Origin of the sequence: Candidatus Blochmannia vicinus (assembly GCF_023586525.1) — a bacterium.
GTDB lineage: Bacteria > Pseudomonadota > Gammaproteobacteria > Enterobacterales > Enterobacteriaceae > Blochmanniella > Blochmanniella vicinus.
This window is the reverse complement of the sequence record NZ_CP097763.1, coordinates 190,907-215,498: the sequence shown is the minus strand read 5'-3', so window position 1 is coordinate 215,498 and position 24,592 is coordinate 190,907. Positions and strand designations below refer to the sequence as shown.

The 24,592-nt window shown below is 29.8% G+C and carries 17 protein-coding genes and 3 tRNA genes; 11 read left to right on the top strand and 9 right to left on the bottom strand.

The window, feature by feature from the left end; genetic code table 11:
- Positions 1-57: 57 nt before the first annotated feature.
- The 3 genes from ptsI to cysK all read right to left on the bottom strand — a co-directional run bounded on the left by ptsI (position 58) and on the right by cysK (position 3,427).
- Positions 58-1,773: a phosphoenolpyruvate-protein phosphotransferase PtsI gene (gene ptsI / locus M9408_RS00905; RefSeq protein WP_250257324.1), complete on the bottom strand. Its 1,716-nt coding sequence runs from the start codon at positions 1,771-1,773 to the stop codon at positions 58-60.
- 68 nt (positions 1,774-1,841) lie between these two features.
- Entirely contained in the window at positions 1,842-2,099 is a 258-nt protein-coding gene (locus M9408_RS00900; RefSeq protein ID WP_250236733.1) for an HPr family phosphocarrier protein, read from the bottom strand.
- 380 nt (positions 2,100-2,479) lie between these two features.
- Complete coding sequence (gene cysK / locus M9408_RS00895; RefSeq protein WP_250257323.1) at positions 2,480-3,427, bottom strand: cysteine synthase A; 948 nt, start codon at positions 3,425-3,427, stop codon at positions 2,480-2,482.
- 373 nt (positions 3,428-3,800) lie between these two features.
- Here cysK and ligA point away from each other — a divergent pair, with 373 nt between their 5' ends.
- Positions 3,801-5,588, top strand: a complete 1,788-nt coding sequence (ligA, locus tag M9408_RS00890) for an NAD-dependent DNA ligase LigA (protein WP_250257322.1) — start codon at positions 3,801-3,803, stop codon at positions 5,586-5,588.
- Positions 5,589-5,888: 300 nt separating this feature from the next.
- Here ligA and M9408_RS00885 read toward each other — a convergent pair.
- Positions 5,889-5,961 (bottom strand) — tRNA-Lys (locus M9408_RS00885).
- Positions 5,962-5,984: 23 nt separating this feature from the next.
- Positions 5,985-6,057: transfer RNA gene (locus M9408_RS00880), tRNA-Val, on the bottom strand.
- Between the two features lie 170 nt (positions 6,058-6,227).
- Here M9408_RS00880 and gltX point away from each other — a divergent pair.
- Positions 6,228-7,661, top strand: coding sequence for a glutamate--tRNA ligase (gene gltX / locus M9408_RS00875; RefSeq protein ID WP_250257321.1), 1,434 nt, complete (start codon positions 6,228-6,230; stop codon positions 7,659-7,661).
- A gap of 373 nt (positions 7,662-8,034) precedes the next feature.
- On the opposite strand, the gene M9408_RS00870 is transcribed toward gltX, so the two are convergent.
- Complete coding sequence (locus M9408_RS00870) at positions 8,035-9,222, bottom strand: NupC/NupG family nucleoside CNT transporter (protein WP_250257320.1); 1,188 nt, start codon at positions 9,220-9,222, stop codon at positions 8,035-8,037.
- Between the two features lie 338 nt (positions 9,223-9,560).
- Between M9408_RS00870 and M9408_RS00865 the strand changes: the two genes are divergently transcribed.
- Entirely contained in the window at positions 9,561-10,799 is a 1,239-nt protein-coding gene (locus M9408_RS00865; protein WP_250257319.1) for an Nramp family divalent metal transporter, read from the top strand.
- A 384-nt stretch (positions 10,800-11,183) separates the two neighbouring features.
- Here M9408_RS00865 and M9408_RS00860 read toward each other — a convergent pair.
- The 3 genes from M9408_RS00860 to prmB all read right to left on the bottom strand — a co-directional run bounded on the left by M9408_RS00860 (position 11,184) and on the right by prmB (position 13,529).
- A tRNA-Arg gene (locus M9408_RS00860) sits at positions 11,184-11,255 on the bottom strand.
- Positions 11,256-11,524: 269 nt separating this feature from the next.
- Positions 11,525-12,589: a chorismate synthase gene (aroC, locus tag M9408_RS00855; RefSeq protein WP_250257318.1), complete on the bottom strand. Its 1,065-nt coding sequence runs from the start codon at positions 12,587-12,589 to the stop codon at positions 11,525-11,527.
- A 19-nt stretch (positions 12,590-12,608) separates the two neighbouring features.
- A complete protein-coding gene (gene prmB / locus M9408_RS00850; RefSeq protein WP_250257317.1) occupies positions 12,609-13,529 on the bottom strand; it encodes a 50S ribosomal protein L3 N(5)-glutamine methyltransferase in 921 nt (306 codons plus the stop codon).
- Between the two features lie 823 nt (positions 13,530-14,352).
- Here prmB and fabB point away from each other — a divergent pair.
- From fabB to nuoC, 8 genes are all read left to right on the top strand, one after another.
- Positions 14,353-15,567 carry a beta-ketoacyl-ACP synthase I gene (fabB, locus tag M9408_RS00845; RefSeq protein WP_250257316.1) on the top strand — a complete coding sequence of 405 codons (1,215 nt, stop codon included), beginning with the start codon at positions 14,353-14,355 and terminating at the stop codon, positions 15,565-15,567.
- A gap of 401 nt (positions 15,568-15,968) precedes the next feature.
- Positions 15,969-17,102: a 4-phosphoerythronate dehydrogenase gene (locus M9408_RS00840; RefSeq protein WP_250257315.1), complete on the top strand. Its 1,134-nt coding sequence runs from the start codon at positions 15,969-15,971 to the stop codon at positions 17,100-17,102.
- A gap of 498 nt (positions 17,103-17,600) precedes the next feature.
- Positions 17,601-18,386, top strand: a complete 786-nt coding sequence (truA, locus tag M9408_RS00835) for a tRNA pseudouridine(38-40) synthase TruA (RefSeq protein ID WP_250257314.1) — start codon at positions 17,601-17,603, stop codon at positions 18,384-18,386.
- A 357-nt stretch (positions 18,387-18,743) separates the two neighbouring features.
- Positions 18,744-19,607 (top strand): acetyl-CoA carboxylase, carboxyltransferase subunit beta, encoded by an 864-nt coding sequence (gene accD, locus M9408_RS00830; protein ID WP_250257313.1) that lies wholly within the window; start codon positions 18,744-18,746, stop codon positions 19,605-19,607.
- Positions 19,608-19,699: 92 nt separating this feature from the next.
- Complete coding sequence (gene folC, locus M9408_RS00825) at positions 19,700-20,983, top strand: bifunctional tetrahydrofolate synthase/dihydrofolate synthase (RefSeq protein ID WP_250257312.1); 1,284 nt, start codon at positions 19,700-19,702, stop codon at positions 20,981-20,983.
- 686 nt (positions 20,984-21,669) lie between these two features.
- A complete protein-coding gene (gene ndhC, locus M9408_RS00820) occupies positions 21,670-22,044 on the top strand; it encodes an NADH-quinone oxidoreductase subunit A (RefSeq protein WP_250257311.1) in 375 nt (124 codons plus the stop codon).
- Positions 22,045-22,046: 2 nt separating this feature from the next.
- Positions 22,047-22,727, top strand: a complete 681-nt coding sequence (locus M9408_RS00815) for a NuoB/complex I 20 kDa subunit family protein (protein ID WP_250257310.1) — start codon at positions 22,047-22,049, stop codon at positions 22,725-22,727.
- Between the two features lie 81 nt (positions 22,728-22,808).
- Positions 22,809-24,584, top strand: coding sequence for an NADH-quinone oxidoreductase subunit C/D (gene nuoC / locus M9408_RS00810; protein WP_250257309.1), 1,776 nt, complete (start codon positions 22,809-22,811; stop codon positions 24,582-24,584).
- Positions 24,585-24,592 lie beyond the last annotated feature (8 nt).

The following is a 24,592-nucleotide window of genomic DNA, read 5'->3' as shown; positions in this document are numbered from 1 at the left end:
ATTGTGTTTTAATTAAAGATTAACATTATGATTTAGGTTTGTTTTGATACGAATGTATTATTGTTTATTCTGCATAAGTAAGTGCATTATTGATTCTGTAGTTGGATAATTTAATGCTTTTTCAGCGATTTTCTTTGCATCATGATAATATGAATTACGGATTATTTTTTTAATTCGTGGAATAGATACGGAGTTCATACTAAACTCATCCAACCCCATTCCTAATAATAGTAAAGTAGTACGTTCATCTCCTGCCATTTCTCCACACATAGCTACCCATTTGCCTTCAGAATGTGCAGCTTCGATTACTTGTTTAATTAATATTAAAATAGATGGAGATATAGGGTTATACAAATGAGATATTAATTTGTTGCCACGATCTACTGCAAGAGTATATTGTGTCAAATCATTGGTTCCGATACTAAAAAAATCTACTTCTTTAATCAAATGATGAGCGATAATGGCAGAAGCAGGAGTTTCGATCATAATTCCTACTTTAATATTTTCGTCGAATTTTTTTCCTTCTTTACGTAATTGTTTTTTTAATAAATTTAGTTCTATATTTAAGGTTTTTATTTCTTCTACAGAAATAATCATAGGATACATTATACGTAATTTACCAAAAAAAGAAGCGCGCAAGATAGCACGTAATTGGGTATGTAGTATATCTTTTCTATCTAACATTATGCGAATTGCGCGCCATCCAAGAAATGGATTTTCTTCGTTTGGAAGGTGCATATAAGGCAAATTTTTGTCACCTCCAATATCCATAATACGTATGATTACAGCTTGATTAATCATTGATTCAGCTGCCTTTTTATAAGCTTGAAATTGTTCTTCTTCTGTAGGCAATGCATTACGGTTCATGAATAAAAATTCGGTTCTATATAACCCTATGCCTTCAGCTCCGTTTTCTTTGGCTCTAATGATATCGTGTATTGTATCACCGATGTTGGCGCATACTCGTACTTGATGCGCGTCGAGAGTAATTGCTGGAAGATGTGTGAACTTAGTTAACTCATATTTTTCAGAAATATATTTTTCTTTTAATATATTGATATTTTTAATGATTTTTGGGGTTGGATTAATGTAAATTTTATTATTTAAGGCATCAAGTATTATAAAGTCTCCATTAGAAACTTTTTTTGTAATAACACCAGTTCCTACAATAGCTGGTAATTCTAAAGAACGAGCCATGATGGAAGTGTGTGAGGTTTTCCCTCCAACATCAGTAATAAAGCCTAAAACTTTTTTTAAATTTAATTGAGCCGTTTCTGATGGGCTAAGATCTACAGCAATGATTATTACTTCTTCAGTAATTGTGTTTAAATCGATAATTGGGATCCCTAAAATATTTTTTAATAAACGATTGCCGATATCTCTTACGTCGGTGGCACGTTCCTTCAAATATTCATCTTCTAGTTTTTCTAAGGCTTTTGCTTGAGTTTCGATCACTGAATATACAGCAGCATCTGCGCTAAATAGTTCTTCTTTGATAAGAGTGATGATATCTTGTTCAAGTTCTTCATCTTCTAGTAATATGATATGGCCTTCAAAGATAGCTTCTTTTTTTGAATCTAATTGTTTTTTAATTTTATTTTTGATTTCTTTTAATTGTCTAGAAGTTTCAGTGCGTCCAGAAATAAATCGATTTATTTCTTGTTTAATAGAACTAGTAGCAATTTTTTCTGAATTAATGAGAATTTTTTTTTCTTCTAATAGCAACGCTTTTCCGAAGGCGATGCCAGGTGATACTGAAGTTCCTGAAATCATAATTCTACCTTCATTAGGGTTATGGAGCGTGTATTATCTACACATTGATTAATTATGTTATTTTTTATTTATTTAAGTTCAGCAATGAATTTAATTAAATGCTGCACTGCTTGTTCTTCATCTATACCGTTAGCAGAAATAATAATTACAGAACCTTTACTTAACCCTAGTGTTTGCAGTTTAAATAAACTTTTAGCACTTGCTTTTTTTTCATTAGAGATTACTGTAATTTCAGAATTAAAGTTTTTTGCTTCTTTCACAAATTGAGTAGCTGGGCGAGTATGTAAACCATTGGAAGCGGTAATTACAATTTCTTTTTGATACATTTTTATCTCCATTTGATTAAATAATATGATGAAAATAATGTTTTTTTCAAGTTTATTAAATTAAATTACTTTTGTTTATGAATATAGAGGAACAAAATTTGTTATATAAATAATTTATTGTTTTTTTATCTTTCATGTATATCACATTCAAAATAGAATATGAACTAAAGATATGTTTCGTTAATCCTTTTAAGATTTTTATAATATATCAGAAAATATAGTATTCTATTTATATAATGTAATTAATTCAATGTTTTTATAAATTCTTCAACGAATAAAAGTGCATAGCATTTGTTTATGAAAAATATAAATAGAAAACACTCGTTGGCGAGTGTTTTCTATTTTGTTTAGTATTAGTATTAATATAAAAATAATAATTTTTATAAGTTTGAAAATAATATAGTACTTAAATATCGTTCACTAGATGATGGTAGTATAACTACTATATTTTTGGTCTCATAGATTTTGTCTGCTTGTAGTTGTATAGCAGCTGCCAATGCAGCACCTGAAGAAATTCCAGCTAAAATTCCTTCTTTTTCCATTAAATGTTTGGCATAGCTAATAGCTGCGTCTATGCTTACAGTTTCTACGTGATCAATTAAAGTTAAGTCAAGATTTTTTGGAATAAATCCAGCGCCAATACCCTGAATTTTATGTGGCGCTGGATTTATTTTTTGCCCAGATAGTGTTTGAGTAATGATTGGAGAGTCTTCTGGTTCTACTGCTACGATAATTATTTTTTTACTTTTTTTTATACGTTTGAAAAACCTTCCAATTCCGGTGATAGTTCCTCCTGTTCCAACGCCAGCTACAAGTACATCTATTTGCCCATTAGAGTCATTCCAAATTTCAGGTCCTGTTGTTTTTTCATGAATTTCTGGGTTTGCAGGATTACTAAATTGTTGTAATAATAGATAACGTTTAGGATCAGAAGAAGCAATTTTTTTTGCTTTGGCAATAGCTCCTTTCATTCCATCACTTCCTTCTGTTAATATAATTTCAGCTCCTAAGGCTTTAATTAATTTACGGCGTTCAATGCTCATTGTTTCTGGCATGGTCAAAGTTAATTTGTAGTGACGTGCAGCTGCTACGTAAGCTAAAGCAATACCAGTATTGCCGCTTGTTGCTTCTATCAATTTTGTGTCTGATCTTAATAGGTTTCTCTTTTCTGCATCCCAAATCATATTAGCGCCAATACGACATTTAACACTAAAGCTAGGATTTCTAGATTCTATTTTGACCATAATGCGTCCATTTCCAATTTTATTAAGACGGACTAATGGGGTGTGACCGATAGTATAAGAATTGTCTTGATAAATTTTATGCATATTTAATGTTCCTCAGCTTTATATAACATTACATAATATATTTTTTGAAATAGAATATCTTTAAAAATAGCCAGAATTAAATTAAAATGTAAATCAATATTTAAATATTTTATATCAGAATAAAATCAATTATTATGCATTAACTGTATACACATACGTCTATTATATAATAATTATTAAAGTTATCTATATTGCTATAGATAACTTTATGAAAGTAAATTCAATAATTACTAATATTCAAGTATTATTTATGTTAAATAAGTTAATTTTTTAAAACATTAGTATTATTTACCTTTAATTACAGGTCGACAGAAACACTTATTTTAATTGCAGGTCGATTATTATACCCCATGTTTATTGGGACGTTTATATTATGAAATTTATTGAAAAAAAAATACAAAACTTAAGAAAAAAATTACATCATTGGGAATATTTATATTACATAAAAAATGCATCTGAAGTATCTGATGAAAAATATGACGCAATATTAGCAGAACTACATCAGTTAGAAAAAATTTATCCCCATTTAATTACAGAAAATTCTCCTACTCAATGTATAGGAGGTGTGTTGCAAGATAATTTTAAAAAAATAAATCATAAAATACCGATGTTATCTTTAAATAGTATTATTAAATCACATCAATTGTTATCATTTGATAGACGAGTAAAAATTAAACTTGATGATCATCATATTATCCCATATTGTTGTGAGTTAAAAATAGACGGAGTGGCAGTTAGTTTGTTATATAAAAACGGAAAATTAGTTTGTGCAGCAACTCGAGGTGATGGAAAAATTGGAGAAGATGTTACTGAAAATGTGCGTACCATTTATTCAGTACCTATGTATTTAAAAATTGATGTCAATAATCATGATAAAATACCATATTTGTTAGAAATTAGAGGAGAAATATTTATATCTAAATTATGCTTTTTACAATTAAATGAGATAACAGTGCGGGAAGGTAATAGACCTTTTTCTAATTCTAGAAATGCTGCTTCTGGTTCATTACGTCAATTAGATCCTGCTATTACTGCTAAACGTCCATTAAGTTTTTATTGTTATGGTGTTAGTGATTATTTTGGAAAAAAAGAATTACCAGATAGTCATTGGGAACGATTACAGTTATGTAAAAATTGGGGTTTACCAATTAGTAATCATATTAGCTTAGTTAACGGAATTGATAAAGTATTAGCATATTATTCCTATATAGAAAGAATACGAGCTAGTTTAGAGTTTAACATTGATGGGATAGTGGTTAAAATAAATAGTTGTAAATATCAAAATAAGTTAGGTTGCGGGTCTAAAGCTCCTAATTGGGCTGTTTCTTATAAATTTCCTGCAGAGATAAGATCTACTAAAGTAGATAATGTAATTTTCCAGGTTGGACGAACAGGTATTATTACTCCAATAGCTTATTTGGAGCCTATTATGATTTCTGATGTTATAATTAGGAAAGTTAGTATTCATAATATTAATGAAGTTAAGAGACTTGGATTGATGGTTGGTGATACGGTTCGTATACAAAGATCTGGTGATGTTATTCCTAAAATTTTAGAAGTAGTTTTATCGAAACGTACTGATCGTGTGAAAGCTATAAAATTTCCACATTTTTGTCCGATATGTGGATCTCTTATTGCAACGCAGTATCGTCAGTCAATATTACGTTGTACAGCTGGATTATCGTGCCTTGCTCAGAGAAAGGCAGCGCTTGAACATTTTTCTTCTAGAAAAGCAATGAATATTTATGGCATGGGGAATAGAATTATTGACCAATTAGTTAATAAAAATTTAGTATCTACTCCAGTTGATTTTTTTAATTTAAATGAAAATAAGTTGCTTTGTTTGGAAGGGTTTGGCGCGGAGCATGCTAAACGTTTATTATGGGCTATTGAAAATTCTAAAAAAATTACTTTGGCTCGGTTTATATATGCATTAGGTATTCGGGGTGTAGGTGAAACGGTAGCAAATAACTTAGCTGTTGTATATAAAACTATTGAAAATTTAGTTACTGCTGATTTACGGTCATTGTCAGATTTGAAATATATTGGCCCAATTGTAGCTAATAATATATATCATTTTTTTAGAAATCCTGATAATTTAAAAAATATCCAGGACTTAATTGATCCTTCTATTGGGATTCAATTAAGTGTTATTATTTAAAGCAAAAATTTTAAAAGATTAAAAATTATAGGAATGCTACAATGGAGTTTATTGTTAGAATAATTTAGATAAAAATAAAGGATTGTGAATTTAAGTTTATTAGTAAATATTTAGTTTATATTAACGAAGTTTTCTTATTTAAGTCTAAAATTAGCATATATATTTTAATTTTTAAACCTTAGTAAAGAGCAGTGTTTCTTTTTATTAATGAGTATTAGTAACATAACAGTCGTGATTTAATTTTTTATTACATCAATTATGTACATATTTTTATTAGCATGATTAAAGCGATTAATTCCTTGGGTCGTGCAGGATTCGAACCTGCGACCAATTGATTAAAAGTCAACTGCTCTACCTTCTGAGCTAACGACCCTAAGTTTATTAAGACAAATAAAATAGGTGATGGCGGATTTGAACCGCCGACCCTCTCCTTGTAAGGGAGATGCTCTGCCATCTGAGCTAATCACCTTTTTTATTGTTTGGATTGAATTATATGGATTCATATTGATATGAGTCAATGGATTTTTATAAAAATATAGATTTTTAGTTGTTATTTATTACATGTAGTAATTCTATTTAATATAGTATTAACTTAGATAAGTGATTTGTATATTTTGTATAATTAGGTATTTAATCTTTATGAATATTAAAACTCGATTTGCTCCTAGTCCTACAGGCTCTATACATATTGGAAACATTCGTACCGCTTTATATTCTTGGTTATTTGCTCGTAAGCAAGGCGGAAAATTTTTGTTGCGTATAGAAGATTCTAATTTACAACGTTCTGTACATGATGCTGTTAAATTTGTTGTTTCGGGAATGAATTGGCTCAGTTTAGATTGGGATGAAGGTCCTTATTTTCAAACTGATAGGTTTGCTCGTTATAATAGTGTAATAAATTATATGATTCAACATAATATGGCCTATAAATGCTATTGTTCATCAGAAAGATTGGAATTATTACGGTTAAATCAAATAAAAAAAGGAGAAAAACCTAAATATGATGGTTATTGTCGTTTCAAATCTACAGCTATAAATTATAATTCGTGTGTTAATTCTTATGTCGTTCGTTTTTGTAATCCTCAGAAAGGTGTGGTGATTTTCCACGATCAGATTAGAGGCACAATTACGTTCAGTAATAAAGAACTAGATGATTTAATTATTCGTCGTTCTGATGGGTCTCCAACGTATAATTTTTGCGTTGTTGTAGATGATATGGATATGCAAATTACTCACGTGATACGAGGAGAGGAACATATTAACAACACCCCGCGTCAAATAAATATTTTAAAAGCATTAAAAGCTCCAATACCAACATATGCTCATGTGTCAATGATTTTAGATCATGAACGTAAAAAATTATCAAAACGTCGTGAAGCGTTAGGAATTATGAAATACCGTGACGATGGATTTCTTCCTGAAGCTATACTTAATTATTTAGTAAAATTAGGATGGTCTTATGGGAATCAAGAAATTTTTAGCATTGAGCAGATGAAAAAATATTTTGATTTTAGTGGAATTAGTAAATCTCCTAGTATTTTTAATTTTGAAAAATTGCTTTGGTTAAATCATTATTATATTAATCATTTGCCAATAGATTATGTAGCTTCACATTTGTCGTGGCACATGCGTCAACAAAGAATCAGCACGAAAAATGGTCCGCAGTTAACTGATATAATAAAATTATTTTCGAAACGTTCGCGAACATTAAAAGAAATTGCAGATAATTGTCATTATTTTTATATAGATTTTAATATATTTGAAAATAAGGTAGCTAAAGATTACTTGAAGCCTATAGCAATAATGCCATTAAAATATTTAAAAATAAAATTCAGTAATATAGTCCATTGGACACCAGAAACCATTAAATCAGTTATTATTGAAGCTGTTAATGAATTAAACGTCAGTATGGATCAAATAGGGATGCCACTTCGCGTAGCATTAACTGGAACAGATCGATCTCCAACTCTTAGTCGTATTATACATGCTATTGGAAAATCTCGTGTATTAGAGCGTATTAATCAAGCTGTACGTTATATTTCAACGCGCTGTATTCAGTATACAAGTAAATAATTATTATCATCAAACTTTTAATTCAAATATATAATCGAGACTATTAAATATATGACAGATAACAGAGGTTATTATTTTTTATAATAAATTTTAGGACTATAGTTGGTTGTTAGTTGAGGATACCTCCTCTTTCAAGTGTGGTATTTCAAGAATTTGGCGTAATCTAGGTAGAGTCTGCTTTGGTTTTCATGTAATTTTTAAAAATATTATCCTGTATATCGTATAATATATCTTGTTTTATTGTGATTATTTTTACCGTTTTAAGAATTATTTAATTTTTAATTACATCAATGTGATATTACTCAGTATTTATTCTCAGATGAGTACTAATTTCATAGCTAAATATAGAAAACATTTTATTTATTAGTAAAAATTACATTACTAAACCAGTTATTGTGGCTGATAACATGTTAATTAGTGTAGAGCTATATATTAGTTTAAATCCGTAATGCGATATCATACTTCCTTGTGTCTTATTCAATCCTTTAATAGCGCCTATAATAATACCAATAGATGAAAAATTAGAAAATGAAACTAAAAAAACTGATACTATTCCTACAGTTTGAGATGATAGAATGTCAGAATTTTTCTGTAAATTTATAATGGCAATAAATTCATTAGAAACTAACTTAATTGCCATGATACTACTTGCTTGTAATATTTCATCGGTAGGTATCCCTATAATCCAAGCGAATGGAAAGAAAACATAACTTAAAATTTCTTGCAAAGATATATGCAGTAACACTTGAAATATTGCATTAAGAGCAGAGATGAGAGCAATAAACCCTATTAACATTGCAGCAACAGTAATAGCTATTTTAAACCCAATTAAAATATATTCGCTTATAATTTCAAAGATATTTTGATTATTAGTATATAAATAGGCTATATGTAAGTCTTTCTCTTTGTTTATTACATAAGGATTAAGTAGTGATAGTATAAGAAAGGCGCTAAATATATTCAATATTAATGCAGCTACAACATATTTTGGAGATAGCATGGTCATATATGTTCCCATTATAGAGATAGATACTGTAGACATAGAAGTTGCTGCCATAGTATACATTCGAGGCTCAGATATATTTTTAATAATATCTTTATAAACTATAAAATTTTCAGATTGCCCTAAAATCAGTGAACTAACAGCATTGAAAGATTCTAATTTTCCCATTCCGTTAATTTTAGATAAAATAGTGCCAATTATTTGAATAGTGAACGTTAATATTCCAGTGTACCGTAGAATACCAATTAGAGCGGAAATAAAAATAATTGGGCAAAGTATGTTTAAAAAAAAAGTAGCTAATCCTTGTGTGTGCATTCCTCCAAAAACAAAATTAGTCCCTTCTAATGCAAAAATTGATAGTGCATTAAATAAAGTACATAATCTTTGTACAGAATCTGATCCTAATTGGGAATGTAAAATAAAGTATCCCAATAAAATTTCTATGATTAATATCTGAAAAATAAAACGTATACGAATATTTTTTGGATTACTACTGACAAGCAGTGATAGAATTACTATTGCAGTGAATCCTAGAATAAAATGTAAGATACGAGACACAATTTTTACTCCACTAATGTAATACAAAAAAATTTGTATTATTTTATATAGCAAAAAACAGCAATAAAAATTAGTTATATGTAAACAATTTAATTAGATTTAATTTTTGTATATAAACCCATAATGATTAAAAGATTATTAATGAGTCTAAAAAATATAATTTAATAAGTATAGCCTATGCTATACTTATTAATAATATAAAATACAATCTCACCTATGGTGAGGTTATATCTTTAAATTTGATCATGTAATAATTATTATTTCCATTATAGTATAATTATTTTTTGTTTAAGTATATAAAGTTAATTGAATAAGATGATTTCATGAGGACTATTAGTATGCAAAATAAGCAAGATACAGTAGTTGTTGAGCATCGTGCTAGTAGAAAAATTAAATTTTCGTTACTTGGTCCTGCTTTTATAGCTGCTATTGGATATATAGATCCTGGAAATTTTGCAACTAATATACAAGCTGGAGCTACTTTTGGTTACCAATTATTGTGGGTTGTAGTATGGGCAAATATCATGGCTATGATAATTCAGTTGCTTTCTGCAAAACTTGGGATTGCTACTGGAAAAAATTTGGCGGAACATATTCGAGATCAATTTCCAAAATCGGTTGTATGGATATATTGGATTCAAGCTGAAATTATTGCTATGGCTACAGATTTAGCAGAATTTATTGGGGCTGCTATTGGATTTCAAATATTGTTCGGAATATCTTTATTGCAAGGTGCATTTTTGACAGGGTTAATAACTTTTTTAATTTTAACCTTGCAAAAATATGGTAAAAAACCATTAGAATTTGTTGTTGGAGGTTTATTATTTTTTGTTGCGATTGCTTATGTTATTGAGTTATTTTACTCAAAACCTAAATTTCTTGTATTAGGCATGAGTATATTATTTCCAATGCTTCCAAATAGAGAAGCAGTATTTTTGTCAGCAGGGGTTTTGGGCGCCACAATTATGCCGCATGTCATTTATTTACATTCTTCTCTTACTCAAGATAATAATATAACGGCAAGTAGAGCTGATCGATATTCTTCTACAAAATTAGATGTTGCTATTGCGATGACTGTTGCTGGATTTGTAAATTTATCTATGATGGCCACTGCAGCAGCAGTATTTCATTGCAGTGGATATACTGGTATTTCCAATTTAAATGAGGCTTATTTAACTTTATCTCCTTTATTGAACCATACTGCCGCCACAGTTTTTGGTTTAAGTTTGACAGCAGCAGGATTATCCTCCACAGTGGTAGGCACTTTAGCAGGTCAAGTAGTGATGCAAGGTTTTGTTCATTTCCATATTCCATTGTTATTACGTCGTGTTATTACTATGCTACCCTCATTTATAGTTATTTCTTTTGGAATTGATTCCACACGTATTTTGATAATGAGTCAAGTATTACTTAGTTTTGGAATCGCGCTTGCATTGATACCATTGTTAGTATTTACTGGAAATGCCAAATTAATGGATGAATTAGTAAATTCTTTATTAATTAAGTTGGTTGGTTGGTTAATAACAATAATAGTAATAATATTAAATATATATCTGTTGGTTGGTATTATTATTTAGTATATTAAATGAATCAATATAGAAAGCTATTTCTTTAAAAATTTTTAGTTTTTATAGAAAAATTCATTTCATAGATATATTTTATTGATATAAAACATATTTTAGTTAAATTCATAAATTTTTTATACCCATGTTCAGTGGGTCCATTTTAGTGTTTAGTCAAGTAGTTTTATAATTTTATTAAAATATAAAGCAATTAATTTAATTTGTAGTGTATCTTTTGTGTTCTATATAAATAATCTATATTATATGTTTAATGTTCAATCATTACCTAAAGTATCATGATACTTTAGGTAATGATTGAACATTTGTTACTAGTAGTATATAAATAATGATTTAGTAAATCTAGAATTTGGATAATATGTATAATAATAACTATAATTGCGTCTTCGACAGGAATCGAACCTGCAATTAACCCTTAGGAGAGGTGCGTTATATCCGTTTAACTACGAAGACTTGTTATTATAAATTTGTTAATTTTTATTTTATTCTATATGTAATTATCATGTATTGTTTTAGGTGCTTTAAAAATTATAGATAAACGTTATATTTTAAAGTTGAGGATTTATTTATAAAAAAATGAATATGATTTTTTATAAATAAATAATTTATTAATGCAATAGAACGCCGTAAGTACAATTTATTCATAATTAATCTCAAATAAGTTTATATATATAGCTATTTTAGTCATTAAGTGTTATAATTTTAACTTAAAAAATGTCTTGTTATGGGTTTCCACATTGTGCGCGTTGTCTGAGCAGGTGATCCATTAAAACGATAGCTATCATGGCTTCTGCTATGGGAACTACTCTTAGACCAATACATGGATCGTGACGTCCTGTAGTAATTACTTGTGTTTCTTCATTTTTAGATGTAATGGTATTGCCTGGAACTGTTATACTTGAAGTCGGTTTAACGGCTATATGTGCAATTATTGGTTGTCCATTGCTAATCCCTCCTAAAATTCCTCCAGCATTATTACTTTGAAATCCATTTGATGTCATTTCATCTCGATGTTCACTACCGTGTTTTGTAATAGCTGAAAATCCATCGCCAATTTCTATACCTTTTACTGCATTAATACTCATCAGTGCATGAGCTAAATCAGCATCAAGTCTATCAAATACAGGTTCTCCTAAACCAATCGGTATATTGCTCGCTATTATTGTTATTTTTGCACCAATAGAATCTCCAGATTTTATTAAATCATTTACTAATCTATCTAATGCGCTTAATTGCTCAGTATCAGAACAAAAAAATGGATTATCATTGACCTTCTCCCAATCTTTAAAATTGCAATGAATATTACCCATTTGCGCTAAAAATCCTCGAATTTTTATTTTTTTTATGTTAAACAGATATTTTTTAGCAATAGCTCCTGCTGCCACTCGTACCGCTGTTTCACGCGCTGAAGAACGTCCTCCACCACGGTAATCCCTAAAGCCATATTTTTTTTCATAAGTATAATCAGCATGCCCAGGCCGATATAAATCTTTTATTTTTTCATAATCTTGAGATCGTTGATCAGTATTTTTTATAAATAAGCCTATACTGGTACCCGTTGTTTTTCCATTAAAAACACCAGATAAAATTTCTACTAGATCTAATTCTGATCGTTGACTAGTATAACGAGAAGATCCCGGACGTCTACGATTTAGATCATTTTGTAGATCTTGTGTTGTTAAAGGAAGGCCTGGAGGTACTCCGTCAATAATACCACCTATTGCAGATCCATGAGATTCTCCAAATGTTGTAACTCTAAAAAATTGTCCAATACTATTTCCAGCCATTATAATTTTTCCTTAGTTATCAAATTATACAATTGTTGTTAAAAGATAATAATTGTTTATAAGTCAACATAAATACACCTTCTCCTCCGTGATAAAGTTGTAACCAACGAAAAGGTATATTTGGAAAACATTTTATTAATGCCATTTTAGCTCTACCTACTTCGCATATAAAAATTCCATTTGTGTTTAAATGATGCACAACGTTCATCAGTATTTTTTGAATTATTTTTAATCCGTTATTACCTGCAGATAAGGATATCACAGGTTCGTAACGAAATTCTCTTGGTAATTTATATATATATGAATTGTTTACATAAGGAGGATTAGTTATTATTAGATCATATTTTATTTTTTCTAAATTTTTAAATAAATCTGAATAAATAGGAACAACACGATTTTCTAAATTATATAATTTAATATTATGTTCAGCTACCTTCAATGCATCTATAGAAATATCTACTGCATCTACTTCAGATTTTGGATAGATTATAGCGGTTGCGATAGCAATGCATCCGCTACCCGTGCCTATATCAAGAATGCGATATGGGTACTGGGGCAATAGATTATGAAAATATGACGTGATTAGTTCTCCAATTGGAGAACGGGGGATAAATACTCGTTTATCTACGTAAAATTCTAGACCGCAAAACCATGCTTTATGAGTTAAATAAGGCACTGGTATACGCTTGTCAATACGATGGTAAACTAGTTTGATTATATTTGCGCGTTCTTTCTTAGTTAGACGGGCTTGGTATATTTCTGTTGGAATATTTATAGGCAAGTTTAAACTAGGCAATATTAGATGTAATGTTTCATCCCAGAAATTATTAGTACCGTGACCATAAAAAATTGGATTAGCATTAAATTGACTGCTGCCCCAGCGTAACATATCTAGTATAGTATGCATTTCTGTTAATATTTTTTTCGTTGTGTTGTTCATAGATCTATAGCTCCTATGATGATATTAATGTGTGTTAAAGTGATTGTATTTGAGAATATAATGTGTTTTAAGGAGAGTATTAAAATGATTATATCTTTATTTCATAATAATATGTTTTAAGTAGGAATCTTAGTGTAATAGTTGGAGGACGATAAGAGACAGGTTTTTACATTCCATGTTTTAGCACATGGTGTTGTTAATTTGTGTGTATTATTTTACAAAAACTTATATACACTGATTCTCAGCGTTATTATAGTATATGTCAACATATAAATAAATAAAGTTATTAATAATATGTATAACATTAATAAAGATTGTTAATATATTCTTTGTTGGCATAGTGTTCTTAATTTAAAAGATTAGTTATCAGGTTATAGATAAATATTTATGCATTGTTGATAAACTATAATTATCGTTATTGTGTTTTTATGACTGTGTTACGACTTTTGAATCTATAGGATGCAGCGCTATTATTTTAATAAATACTATATCTTGATGGTTAAGTTAATTATTAGTTATATATTGCCTATTAAATACAATTAATTTAATTAGCAATATGATTAATGCTAGTTGGTATTATAACAGTATAAATGTTAGTTACAAGTAATATGCTTATATGTTGTATTTTAATTGAAGGAACAGTATTTCAAATATAGGAAAAATATTTTTTGATTTTTTATGTAATACATAATTAGTGTCAAATGATTGATTTATTTCTTATATTAATAATTGCTTCTATAAGATTAACATTTTAAGTAGATATCTTTAAGATTTAGTATAGTTTTGATGTTACAAAATATTATTATCATGAGGTGTATTAAATATGAAACGTGCTGTTATAACTGGTTTGGGGATTATATCAAGCATTGGAAATAATCAGAACGAAGTTTTAACTTCTTTAAAAAATGGTAGGTCTGGAGTTACTTTTTCTAAAGAGTTAGAAGAATCAGGTATGCGTAGTCATATTTGGGGTGGTATTAAAATCAATACATCAGGGTTAATTGATCGCAAGATTTCTCGATTCATGAGCGATGCATCTATTTATACTTATTTATCTATGGAGCAGGCCATAATAGATTCTGAATTACCTACAAGTATGGTTACTAATGATCAAACAGGATTGATTGTTGGGTCCGGAGGAGGTTCGCCACGTAATCAAGTATCTGGATCCAATGGGATGCTTTCACGTGGTTTAAGGGGAGTAGGTCCTTATATGGTTACTAAATCTATGGCTTCGGGCGTATCAGCATGTTTGGCTACTTCTTTTAAAATTCGTGGAGTTAGTTATTCTATCAGCTCTGCTTGTTCTACATCTGCACATTGTATTGGAAATGCGCTTGAATTAATTCAATCAGGAAAACAATCTATTATTTTTGCTGGAGGAGGAGAAGAGTTATGTTGGGAAATGGCTTGTGAATTTGACGCTATGGGAGCGCTATCTACAAAGTATAATATGACGCCGGAAAAAGCGTCTCGTCCTTACGATATTCATCGAGACGGATTTGTGATTGCAGGAGGAGGAGGAATAGTTGTAATAGAAGAATTAACGCATGCATTAAATCGTGATGCACATATTTACGCAGAGATTATTGGATATGGAGCTACATCTGATGGCTGTGATATGGTTGCTCCTTCTGGAGAAGGAGCAGTTCGATGTATGAAAATGGCATTAAGAGATGTTGTTGGCCCAATAGATTATATCAACACGCATGGTACATCAACCCAAATAGGTGATATTAAAGAACTTTGGGCAATTCGTGAAATTTTTGGAGATCAACATCCTACTTTTTCTTCTACTAAATCAATGACCGGGCATTCGTTAGGCGCTGCTGGAGTTCATGAGATTATTTTTACTTTATTAATGTTAAAATACAATTTTATTGCTCCAAGCATTAATATTGATCATTTAGATCCATATATAAAGAACATGAACATTGTTATTAATAAGCCCATTTACCGTAAATTAACAACAGCTATGACCAATAGTTTTGGTTTTGGAGGAACAAATGCTACATTAGTTATGAGTAAATATTCCTAAAATATTGTTTTAAAAAATTATTGGTTACTGTTCAGTATTATAAATTTTTATCTTGTGTATGTGTTGTTTCACTGCTAGTGAAAAACTAATGTTTAATTAGCGATATTTTTATTAATTATATTTGTGCATTACGAATAATATTTTAGTAATTAATATTTATAGTGTCAACGTTTTAGTACATGTGGATTATAATGAAGCTTAATGTGAATTTGTTGATTTAGATATATATTGTTGTCGGTTTTAATGCACAGATCCATGTTGCGTAAAAATTAAAATATAAGAAATTTATGAAAGTAGATTTAGAAGATTTTATATTCATATTGTCTTTAATTTTAAATTGCATAAGATTGTAAAAAGTGACTACTTTAATTTATGTACACTAGTTGGTTTGGAGAATTAATTTGAGAATTTTGGTTGATAAAGATATACCTTATATCCATAAATTATTTGGTTTACATAATAAAATTGTCGTATGTGCAGGACGTGCTATTTCTGCTAAAGATATAAGAAACATAGATACTTTGATAGTGCGTTCAGTAACAAAAGTTAATCGGAAATTGTTAGATGATGATTCTATAAAATTTGTAGGCACCGCAACTTCTGGAGTTGATCATATTGATCAAGATTATTTAAAAAAGTATGGAATTAATTTTGTTTATGCTCCAGGAAATAACGCTGCGGCAGTAGTGGAATATGTTTTTGCAGCATTATTTTGGTTAGCAGAGCGTGATAGATTTTTTTTACGTGATAAAATTATCGGCATTGTTGGTGTAGGACATGTTGGTAATTTGTTGTATGAAAGATTACATAGTTTTGGTATACATACCTTGTTATGTGATCCTCCATTAGCAAAAAAAAATATAAGTAAACGTAAACACTCTTGGAAGTCTTTTGAAAAATTAGTTTCTGAAGCAGATATTTTAACTTTTCATACTCCTTTAATTTATAACGGAAATTATCCTACATGGCACATGGTTGATATTGATGTTTTAGAAGCATTACCTACTAATTGTATTTTAATTAATACTTCTCGAGGTTCTGTAATAGATAATCATGCGTTACTAAAAGTGTTAGAGCATGGTAAAAAATTGAAAGTAGTACTAGACGTATGGGAAACAGAGCCAGAGTTATCTTTACCCCTGTTGTCTTATGTAGACATAGGAACTGCTCATATTGCTGGATATACTCTTGAAAGTAAAACACGAAGCATTACTCAAATATATAATGAGTACTGTAAATTTTTTAATATTTTTGATACGGTTAATTTGTCTGAGTTAGAGCCTTCTGTTATTTGTTATTTGAAATTACAAAGAAAAATAGATGAAATGTTGTTAAATAAATTGATTAAATTTGTATACAATATTCATTGTGATGATTTGTTATTAAGGCAATTTGCTGCAGTACAAGGAGGATTTGATAAGATACGTAGACGTTATTTAGATCGTAGAGAGTGGTCTTCATTGTGCGTAGAAACTGATATAGATTATAATAATGAAATATTAGCTAATTTGGGTATGAACACATGTTGTACATGATAATTATATATATATAAATATAGTTAAATGTTATTTAAAATACTATTTTTTATTATGTGATATATGTTATTTATTATAGTTACGGTTTTTGCAGTGATGAAAGACTTATAATAAAAGACATTTTTTAAAAGATTATTTTGTCTATTCCGATGTAATTTTTCTATGTGTTTGTGTTATAGAGTAGTAGTTTTTAAATACAAAATACAATAAATAATTTTTATTGAGGAAATTGTTTTAACATGAGATATTTTTGAATTCATCGATTGAATTATATATTAATTTATAATAATTATTGAGACTAATATTGTGTTTAAATTTAGTATGTTTGTGATTTATATCTATTGATCAAGGTTAAATTAATTTTGGTTGTATATACTATTATTTATGGGTTTAAAGTATTAATTAAGTATTATTGTTTTAAATCGGAGTTGATAGAACATTATTAATTGTTTAATGTAAATGTGTTACTATATATAATATGATAAAAATTGTAATGTGATGCAAAAATTGGCCTTAGGTATTGAATATGATGGCTCTTCATATTGTGGTTGGCAAAGACAGAAAGATGTGCCTAGTATTCAAAGTTGTATAGAATATGCTATAAAAAAAATAACAACGGAGCAAGTAACTATATTTTGTGCGGGACGTACTGATTCTGGAGTACATGCGTTAGGACAAGTTGTTCATTTTGAAACTTGTTCTATGCGTTCAAAATCTGCTTGGACACTAGGTATCAATCATTATTTACCATCTAAAATTTGCGTGCGTTGGGTTAAATTGGTAAATAAGGATTTTCATGCTCGCTTTAGCGCAATTTCTCGTCGTTATTTTTATGTAATTTATAATGGCTACATTAGATCTGCTTTATTGTTTAGAAACACGTGGCACTATAAAAAACATTTAGATATCAACAAGATGTGTGACGCTGCTCATTGCTTGTTAGGAGAGAATGACTTTACTTCATTTTGTGCGGTAGGGTGTCAATCATCTTCAAAGCAAAGAAAATTACACCATATACGTATTGTACGTACAGGTCAGTGTATTGTGATAGATATCAAAGCAAATTCTTTTATGCATCATATGGTACGAAATATTGTAGGGAGTTTAGTAAAAGTCGGCTGTGGAGAAAAACCAACAACATGGGTTTTAGAGTTGTTAAGTAATTGTGATAGATCGTTAGCTGGTTCGACTGCTCCAGCTAGTGGTTTGTATCTAGTAGAAGTTAAATATCCTTCATATTTTTCTATTCCTTCTTCTTTTAGAGAAGAATTATGGCGTGTGTAAACATATTTATATTCGTATTTTATTATTTTTTGTGAATATACTATATATTTATGTTTTAACAAGAAATAAATTATAAAATAATTATAGTTTTTTATAAACAGTACTTACTAGAATAGAGTACTGTTATTAGATTTTTATAAAAAATGTGTCATGTAAAAAATAAAGATATAATGTTAGCATAACATCGTTACGCTACTACAAATAATATTATGATTTTGTTAAGTTATTTTGTGAGAGTAATGTATTTCTCCTGTCAAAGATTTTCGAATAATATGATATGTATAATTATTCAAGTATATGAATACTATTAAGCAAATATGATTTTTTTAAAAATAATTTAGAAATTAAAGGTTAAAAATGAGTTGGATTGAACGAATTATTAACAAAAACGCCATTATTCCAACCCGAAAAATAAATGTTCCAGAAGGTATATGGACTAAGTGCAATAATTGTGGGCAATTATTGTATAAAAAAGAATTAGAACGCAATTTGGAAGTATGCCCTAAATGTGATCATCATATGATAATTTCGGCTCGAGTACGTTTACTTTCTTTTTTAGATCAAGATAGTACATTTGAATTAGGAAGCGAATTGGAACCTAAAGATGTTTTAAAGTTTAAAGATGTAAAACGATATAAAGATCGTCTGCTTTCAGCGCAAAAAATGACGAAAGAAAAGGATGCATTAATAGTTATGCAAGGTACTTTATATGGCATGGAGATCATCGCTGCTTCTTTCGAATTTGCTTTTATTGGTGGATCAATGTCTTCTGTAGTGGGAGCTCGTTTTGTGTATGCGGTAAATCAAGCCTTAAAAATTAGGTGTCCATTAGTTTGTTTTTCTGCGAGCGGCGGTGCTCGTATGCAGGAAGCGTTGATGTCTTTGATGCAGATGGCTAGGACTAGTGCTGCATTGGCCAATTTACGTGCACAATGTTTACCATACATTTCTGTTTTAACTAATCCTACTATGGGGGGGGTATCTGCTAGCTTAGCCATGTTAGGAGATTTAAATATTGCTGAACCAAAAGCTCTTATAGGATTTGCTGGTCCTAGGGTTATTGAGCAAACAGTTCGGGAAAAATTACCATTAGGATTTCAACGTAGTGAATTTTTATTAGAGAAGGGATCAATTGATTTGATTGTTCGTAGACCAGATTTACGAATTAAAGTAGCAGGGTTATTAGCAAAATTAATGCATAAATCAATACCTCAAAGTTGATTATTACAATTTATTTAAATAAACATTTATGTTATTGTTAATATTCAGGTTTTAGATTCATATAACTATATAGTGGAAATAGTGTACAAGATATGAGTAAAATTTTATCTATTCCTACCGAACAATCGTCATTGACAGAATGGTTATATTATATTGAACGTTTAAGTTGTGTGTCAATTGACTTAAGTCTGGATAGGATACGAAAAATAGCGATTGACCTTGATTTGATACATCCTGCGGAATATGTTATCCTGGTAGGAGGGACGAATGGTAAAGGAACGACGTGTAGTGTATTGGAGGCGATTTTATTAAATAATAATAATACGGTTGGTTTGTATACTTCACCTCATTTACTTTCTTACAATGAACGGATTCGTATTTGTGGCAAAGAGCTACCGGATTGCGCTCATATTACAGCAATGTCTGTGATAGAAGATGCTCGTAATAAGATTGCGCTGACTTATTTTGAATTTATTACTTTATCTGCTTTATATATGTTTAAGCAGGAAAAATTAGATTTGGTCATCTTAGAGGTTGGATTAGGTGGCAGATTAGATGCTACTAATATTGTCGATCCTGATATTTCTGTAATAACTAATATTGCAATAGATCATACTGAGTTTTTAGGAACAAGTCGTGATATGATTGCAAAAGAAAAATCTGGTATTTTTCGTTTTAACAAACCAGTAGTAATTGGTGATAGTTGTCTTCCAACAACTATAAGTAAAATGGCTAAATATTATGGGGCAATACTGTTCACACGCGGACGTGATTGGGGGTTTCATGTTTATGAAAATAAATGGATGTGGTGGAGGTATTCTAGTCACAATGGTTTTTTATATGATTTACCATTACCTCTCATTCCGTTAGAAAACGCTGCTACTGCATTAAGTGTGTTGTGTTGGTTACCTTTTTTAGTTGTAAAAACGGCTATATGTCATGGGTTGCGGGCTGCTAATTTACCAGGGCGTTTCCAGATCATTACTAATAGCCCGCTTGTGATTTTGGATGTGGGCCATAATCCTCATGCTGCTAATTATTTGGCTAAACGATTAGCTGCAATCCTGTTAGACAGGACAGGTAGTGTAAGGATAGTTATAGGAATGTTAAAAACTAAAGATATTCATGGTACCATATGTTGTTTAAATCATTTGATTAATGTTTGGTATTGTTCTAATTTAGATACACCATTTTCTGCGAGTTCTGAGGAACTATCTGCTTTTTTGGTTAATTCTGATAATGTTCATCAATTTAGTAATATATTAGAGGCTTGGAATCAAGCAATGTCTGATGCTACATTTGATGATTGTGTTATAGCATTTGGGTCATTTCATGCTGTAAGTCCAATTATGAGAAAAATAATAAGTAGTTGTTAGTTGATTTATAGTTTTTGGTACAACTAGTAAGCCAATGTCAGTACATGATATCATCTTAGTAACTAAAAATTATTAGTCATTAATTTTTAGTTACTAAGATGATATAATTTTTTGTAAATGTGTATGTTTTGGTAAGCTTATTGCCATACTAGTAATTAAATAAACTTAGATAAATTTTGTATATAATTTTTATGTTTATTTTTTGAAATATTTTTCTTTGGGAGAAGAGAGTAAGAACAAATTTAATTCTTATACTTTAGTTGATTGATATAAATTGAATAGTTGTGATTATATTATTTTGTAACGCAAATAAAAATATTTATAAGAATATTTCATTAAATATTAATATGTTGATTTTGTATAGCATAAAATAATCATACTTTAATAATAGATGTAATACATGATTAGAGTTTATATAATTATTAGTTTTATTTAATATAAGATTAATATAGTTATATAAAATAATTTTTATTATTATATTAAATAGATCATTCAATAAATAGTTATGCATCGATCTTTAATATAATATTAAAACTAAAAATATTTGAATTATTTGTTTATAAGAGCGCATAATTTGGTATTGATTTAAGTAGCTAATAATAAAATAAAAGGTATATAATTTGTGTGATACTCGTTATTTAGGTGTGATAACATTCATACTTGGTATTTTGGTTATATGTGTTTTTATGTTGTTGTGTGGATATTTTCTGGGAGGACGCTCTGATTTACGTATTAAAAATACACCATTTGAATCAGGTATTGAATCCGTAGGGAATGCTAGAATAAGATTCTCTGTTAAATTTTATTTGATCGCGATGGTATTTGTAATTTTTGATATAGAGGGGATATATTTGTATGTTTGGGCTGTATCTATACGAGATGTAGGTTGGATTGGATTTAGTGAGGTTTTTATCTTTATTTTTGTTTTGTTGGCTAGTTTAATATATTTAGTAAGAATTGGTGTGTTTGATTGGACAAACCAATCAATGCGACATGGTAATTATGTAGATCATTTTGACATTGATACTGTAAAACGATTAAAAAATAGCAGAAGGAAATAAGTATGAAATATACTTTAACGACAGCTAAAACAAATCATAACGAAGATGATCGATATCCTCTTCAAGAAAAAAAGATCATATCAGATCCGTTAGAAAAAATTATTAAACGGAATGTGTTTTTTGGAAAACTGAGTGTTTTATTGCATAAAATTGTTAATTGGGGACGCAGTAATTCTTTATGGCCTTATAATTTTGGATTATCATGTTGTTATGTTGAAATGACTACTGCATTTACTGCAATACATGATGTTGCTCGGTTTGGTTCAGAAGTGTTACGTGCATCTCCTCGGCAAGCAGATTTTATGGTTATAGCCGGCACGCCATTTATTAAAATGGTTCCAGTGATACAACGATTATATGATCAAATGTTAGAACCTAAATGGGTAATTTCTATGGGGGCTTGTGCTAATTCTGGCGGGATGTACGATATTTATTCTGTAGTACAAGGAGTAGATAAATTTCTTCCGGTAGATATTTATATTCCTGGTTGTCCACCTAGACCCGAAGCGTATATTCAGGCATTATTATTATTGAAGAAATCTATTAATGAAGAACGACGTCCGCTTTCTTGGATATTGGGAGACAAAGGAATATATAGAAAAAATATGCAATCAGAACGGAAACGTAAAGGTAATACTCGTATTGCAGAAACTGTCTTCTCTTCTCCAGATGATGAGATTTGATTTTTTATTTGAAATAAAATGAAGCAATGTGATAAATATTAAAGATGAGTTATTCGATGGTTATCATTAGTTGATGATATTATGTATAATAACCTTACAAGTAAGTTTGGTACAAATGATACTTCAATATTGGCTGATTTATTTTCTGTATTTAGTTCTAATGCTTTCGTATTACAATCTTCTTATACTGGCACTTTAATAATTTGGATAAAACGTGAGATCTTGATTCCAGTATTGACATTTTTGAAAACAACATCAAAACCATATATTATGTTATATGATTTGCATGGTATAGATGAAAGGCTACGTATACATAGAGAGGGGTTACCAAAATCAGATTTTACGGTGTTTTATCATTTAGTTTCCATATTACGTAACGATGACATACTTATAAAAGTTCCTTTGTTAGAACAGTCTTTATATTTGCCAACAATAGTTTCTTTGTTTATAAATGCAAATTGGTATGAACGAGAAACTTGGGAGATGTTTGGAATACATTTTAATAACCATCCTAATTTGAGGCGTATAATTATGCCAAAGAATTGGAACGGATATCCGTTGCGAAAAGAATATCCAGCCCGAGCTACGGAATTTAATTATTTTACTCTTACAAAACAAAAAGAAAGTTTAGCAATGGAAGAATTATTGTTTAAACCAGAAGAATGGGGTATGCAGAAACATACAAAACATGAAAATTTTATGTTTCTTAATTTAGGACCTAATCATCCTTCAGTACATGGAGTATTTCGTATTATTTTACAATTAGATGGAGAAGAAATTGTAGATTGTGTTCCGGATATTGGTTATCATCATCGTGGCGCTGAGAAAATGGGAGAACGACAAACTTGGCATAGTTATATTCCTTATACTGATCGTATTGAGTATTTGGGAGGATGTATAAATGAAATGCCTTATATTTTAGCCGTTGAAAAACTTGCTAAAATTACAGTATCAGATAGAGTAAAAGTAATTCGGGTTATGTTATCTGAATTATTTAGAATCAATAGTCATTTATTGTATATCAGCACTTATTTGCAAGATGTGGGAGTTATGACTCCAGTTTTTTTAGCATTTACTGATAGGCAAAAAATTTATGATGTAGTTGAATTAATTACTGGATCTCGCATGCATCCAGCATGGTTTCGAATTGGTGGGGTCGCTCACGATTTGCCTAAAGGTTGGGATTCTTTATTGAAAAAATGTCTTGATTGGATACCGAATCGTGTTTCTTTTTATGTTAAGTCAGCATTAGAAAATAGTATATTGAAAAAAAGGGCTTGTGGTATTGGGGCATATAATGCTAAGGAGGCATTAGATTGGGGAGTAACTGGTGCAGGTTTGCGTGCTACTGGTATTGACTTTGATATACGTAAAGCGCGTCCTTATTCTGGTTATGAAAATTTTGATTTCGACATACCAATAGGGAACGGCATTAGTGATTCTTATAGTAGAGTGATGTTAAAAGTAGAAGAAATATATCAAAGTGTACGAATTTTGGAGCAGTGCTTACAAAATATGCCAATGGGGTCGTTTAAAGCAGACCACCCTTTAACTACTCCACCGATGAAGGAATATTCCTTACAGCACATAGAGACGCTTATTACTCATTTTCTTCAAATGTCTTGGGGTCCTGTTATACCGGCGAATGAATCTTTTCAGATGGTGGAAGCTACCAAAGGTATTAATAGTTATTATTTAATTAGTGACGGAAATACTATGAGTTATCGCACGCGAATTCGTACTCCTAGTTTTCCTCATTTACAACAAATTCCATATGTTATTCGTGGTCATTTAGTATCTGATTTAATTGTATATTTAGGCAGTATTGATTTTGTTATGTCTGATGTGGACCGTTAATGAATGAG

Bases quoted from the DNA above. Each gene is read 5' to 3' on its own strand.
- ptsI (WP_250257324.1), bottom strand. From the start codon at position 1,773: ATGATTTCAGGAACTTCAGTATCACCTGGCATCGCCTTCGGAAAAGCG.
- M9408_RS00900 (WP_250236733.1), bottom strand. From the start codon at position 2,099: ATGTATCAAAAAGAAATTGTAATTACCGCTTCCAATGGTTTACATACT.
- cysK (WP_250257323.1), bottom strand. From the start codon at position 3,427: ATGCATAAAATTTATCAAGACAATTCTTATACTATCGGTCACACCCCA.
- ligA (WP_250257322.1), top strand. From the start codon at position 3,801: ATGAAATTTATTGAAAAAAAAATACAAAACTTAAGAAAAAAATTACAT.
- gltX (WP_250257321.1), top strand. From the start codon at position 6,228: ATGAATATTAAAACTCGATTTGCTCCTAGTCCTACAGGCTCTATACAT.
- M9408_RS00865 (WP_250257319.1), top strand. From the start codon at position 9,561: ATGCAAAATAAGCAAGATACAGTAGTTGTTGAGCATCGTGCTAGTAGA.
- aroC (WP_250257318.1), bottom strand. From the start codon at position 12,589: ATGGCTGGAAATAGTATTGGACAATTTTTTAGAGTTACAACATTTGGA.
- prmB (WP_250257317.1), bottom strand. From the start codon at position 13,529: ATGAACAACACAACGAAAAAAATATTAACAGAAATGCATACTATACTA.
- fabB (WP_250257316.1), top strand. From the start codon at position 14,353: ATGAAACGTGCTGTTATAACTGGTTTGGGGATTATATCAAGCATTGGA.
- truA (WP_250257314.1), top strand. From the start codon at position 17,601: ATGCAAAAATTGGCCTTAGGTATTGAATATGATGGCTCTTCATATTGT.
- accD (WP_250257313.1), top strand. From the start codon at position 18,744: ATGAGTTGGATTGAACGAATTATTAACAAAAACGCCATTATTCCAACC.
- folC (WP_250257312.1), top strand. From the start codon at position 19,700: ATGAGTAAAATTTTATCTATTCCTACCGAACAATCGTCATTGACAGAA.
- ndhC (WP_250257311.1), top strand. From the start codon at position 21,670: ATGTTGTTGTGTGGATATTTTCTGGGAGGACGCTCTGATTTACGTATT.
- M9408_RS00815 (WP_250257310.1), top strand. From the start codon at position 22,047: ATGAAATATACTTTAACGACAGCTAAAACAAATCATAACGAAGATGAT.
- nuoC (WP_250257309.1), top strand. From the start codon at position 22,809: ATGTATAATAACCTTACAAGTAAGTTTGGTACAAATGATACTTCAATA.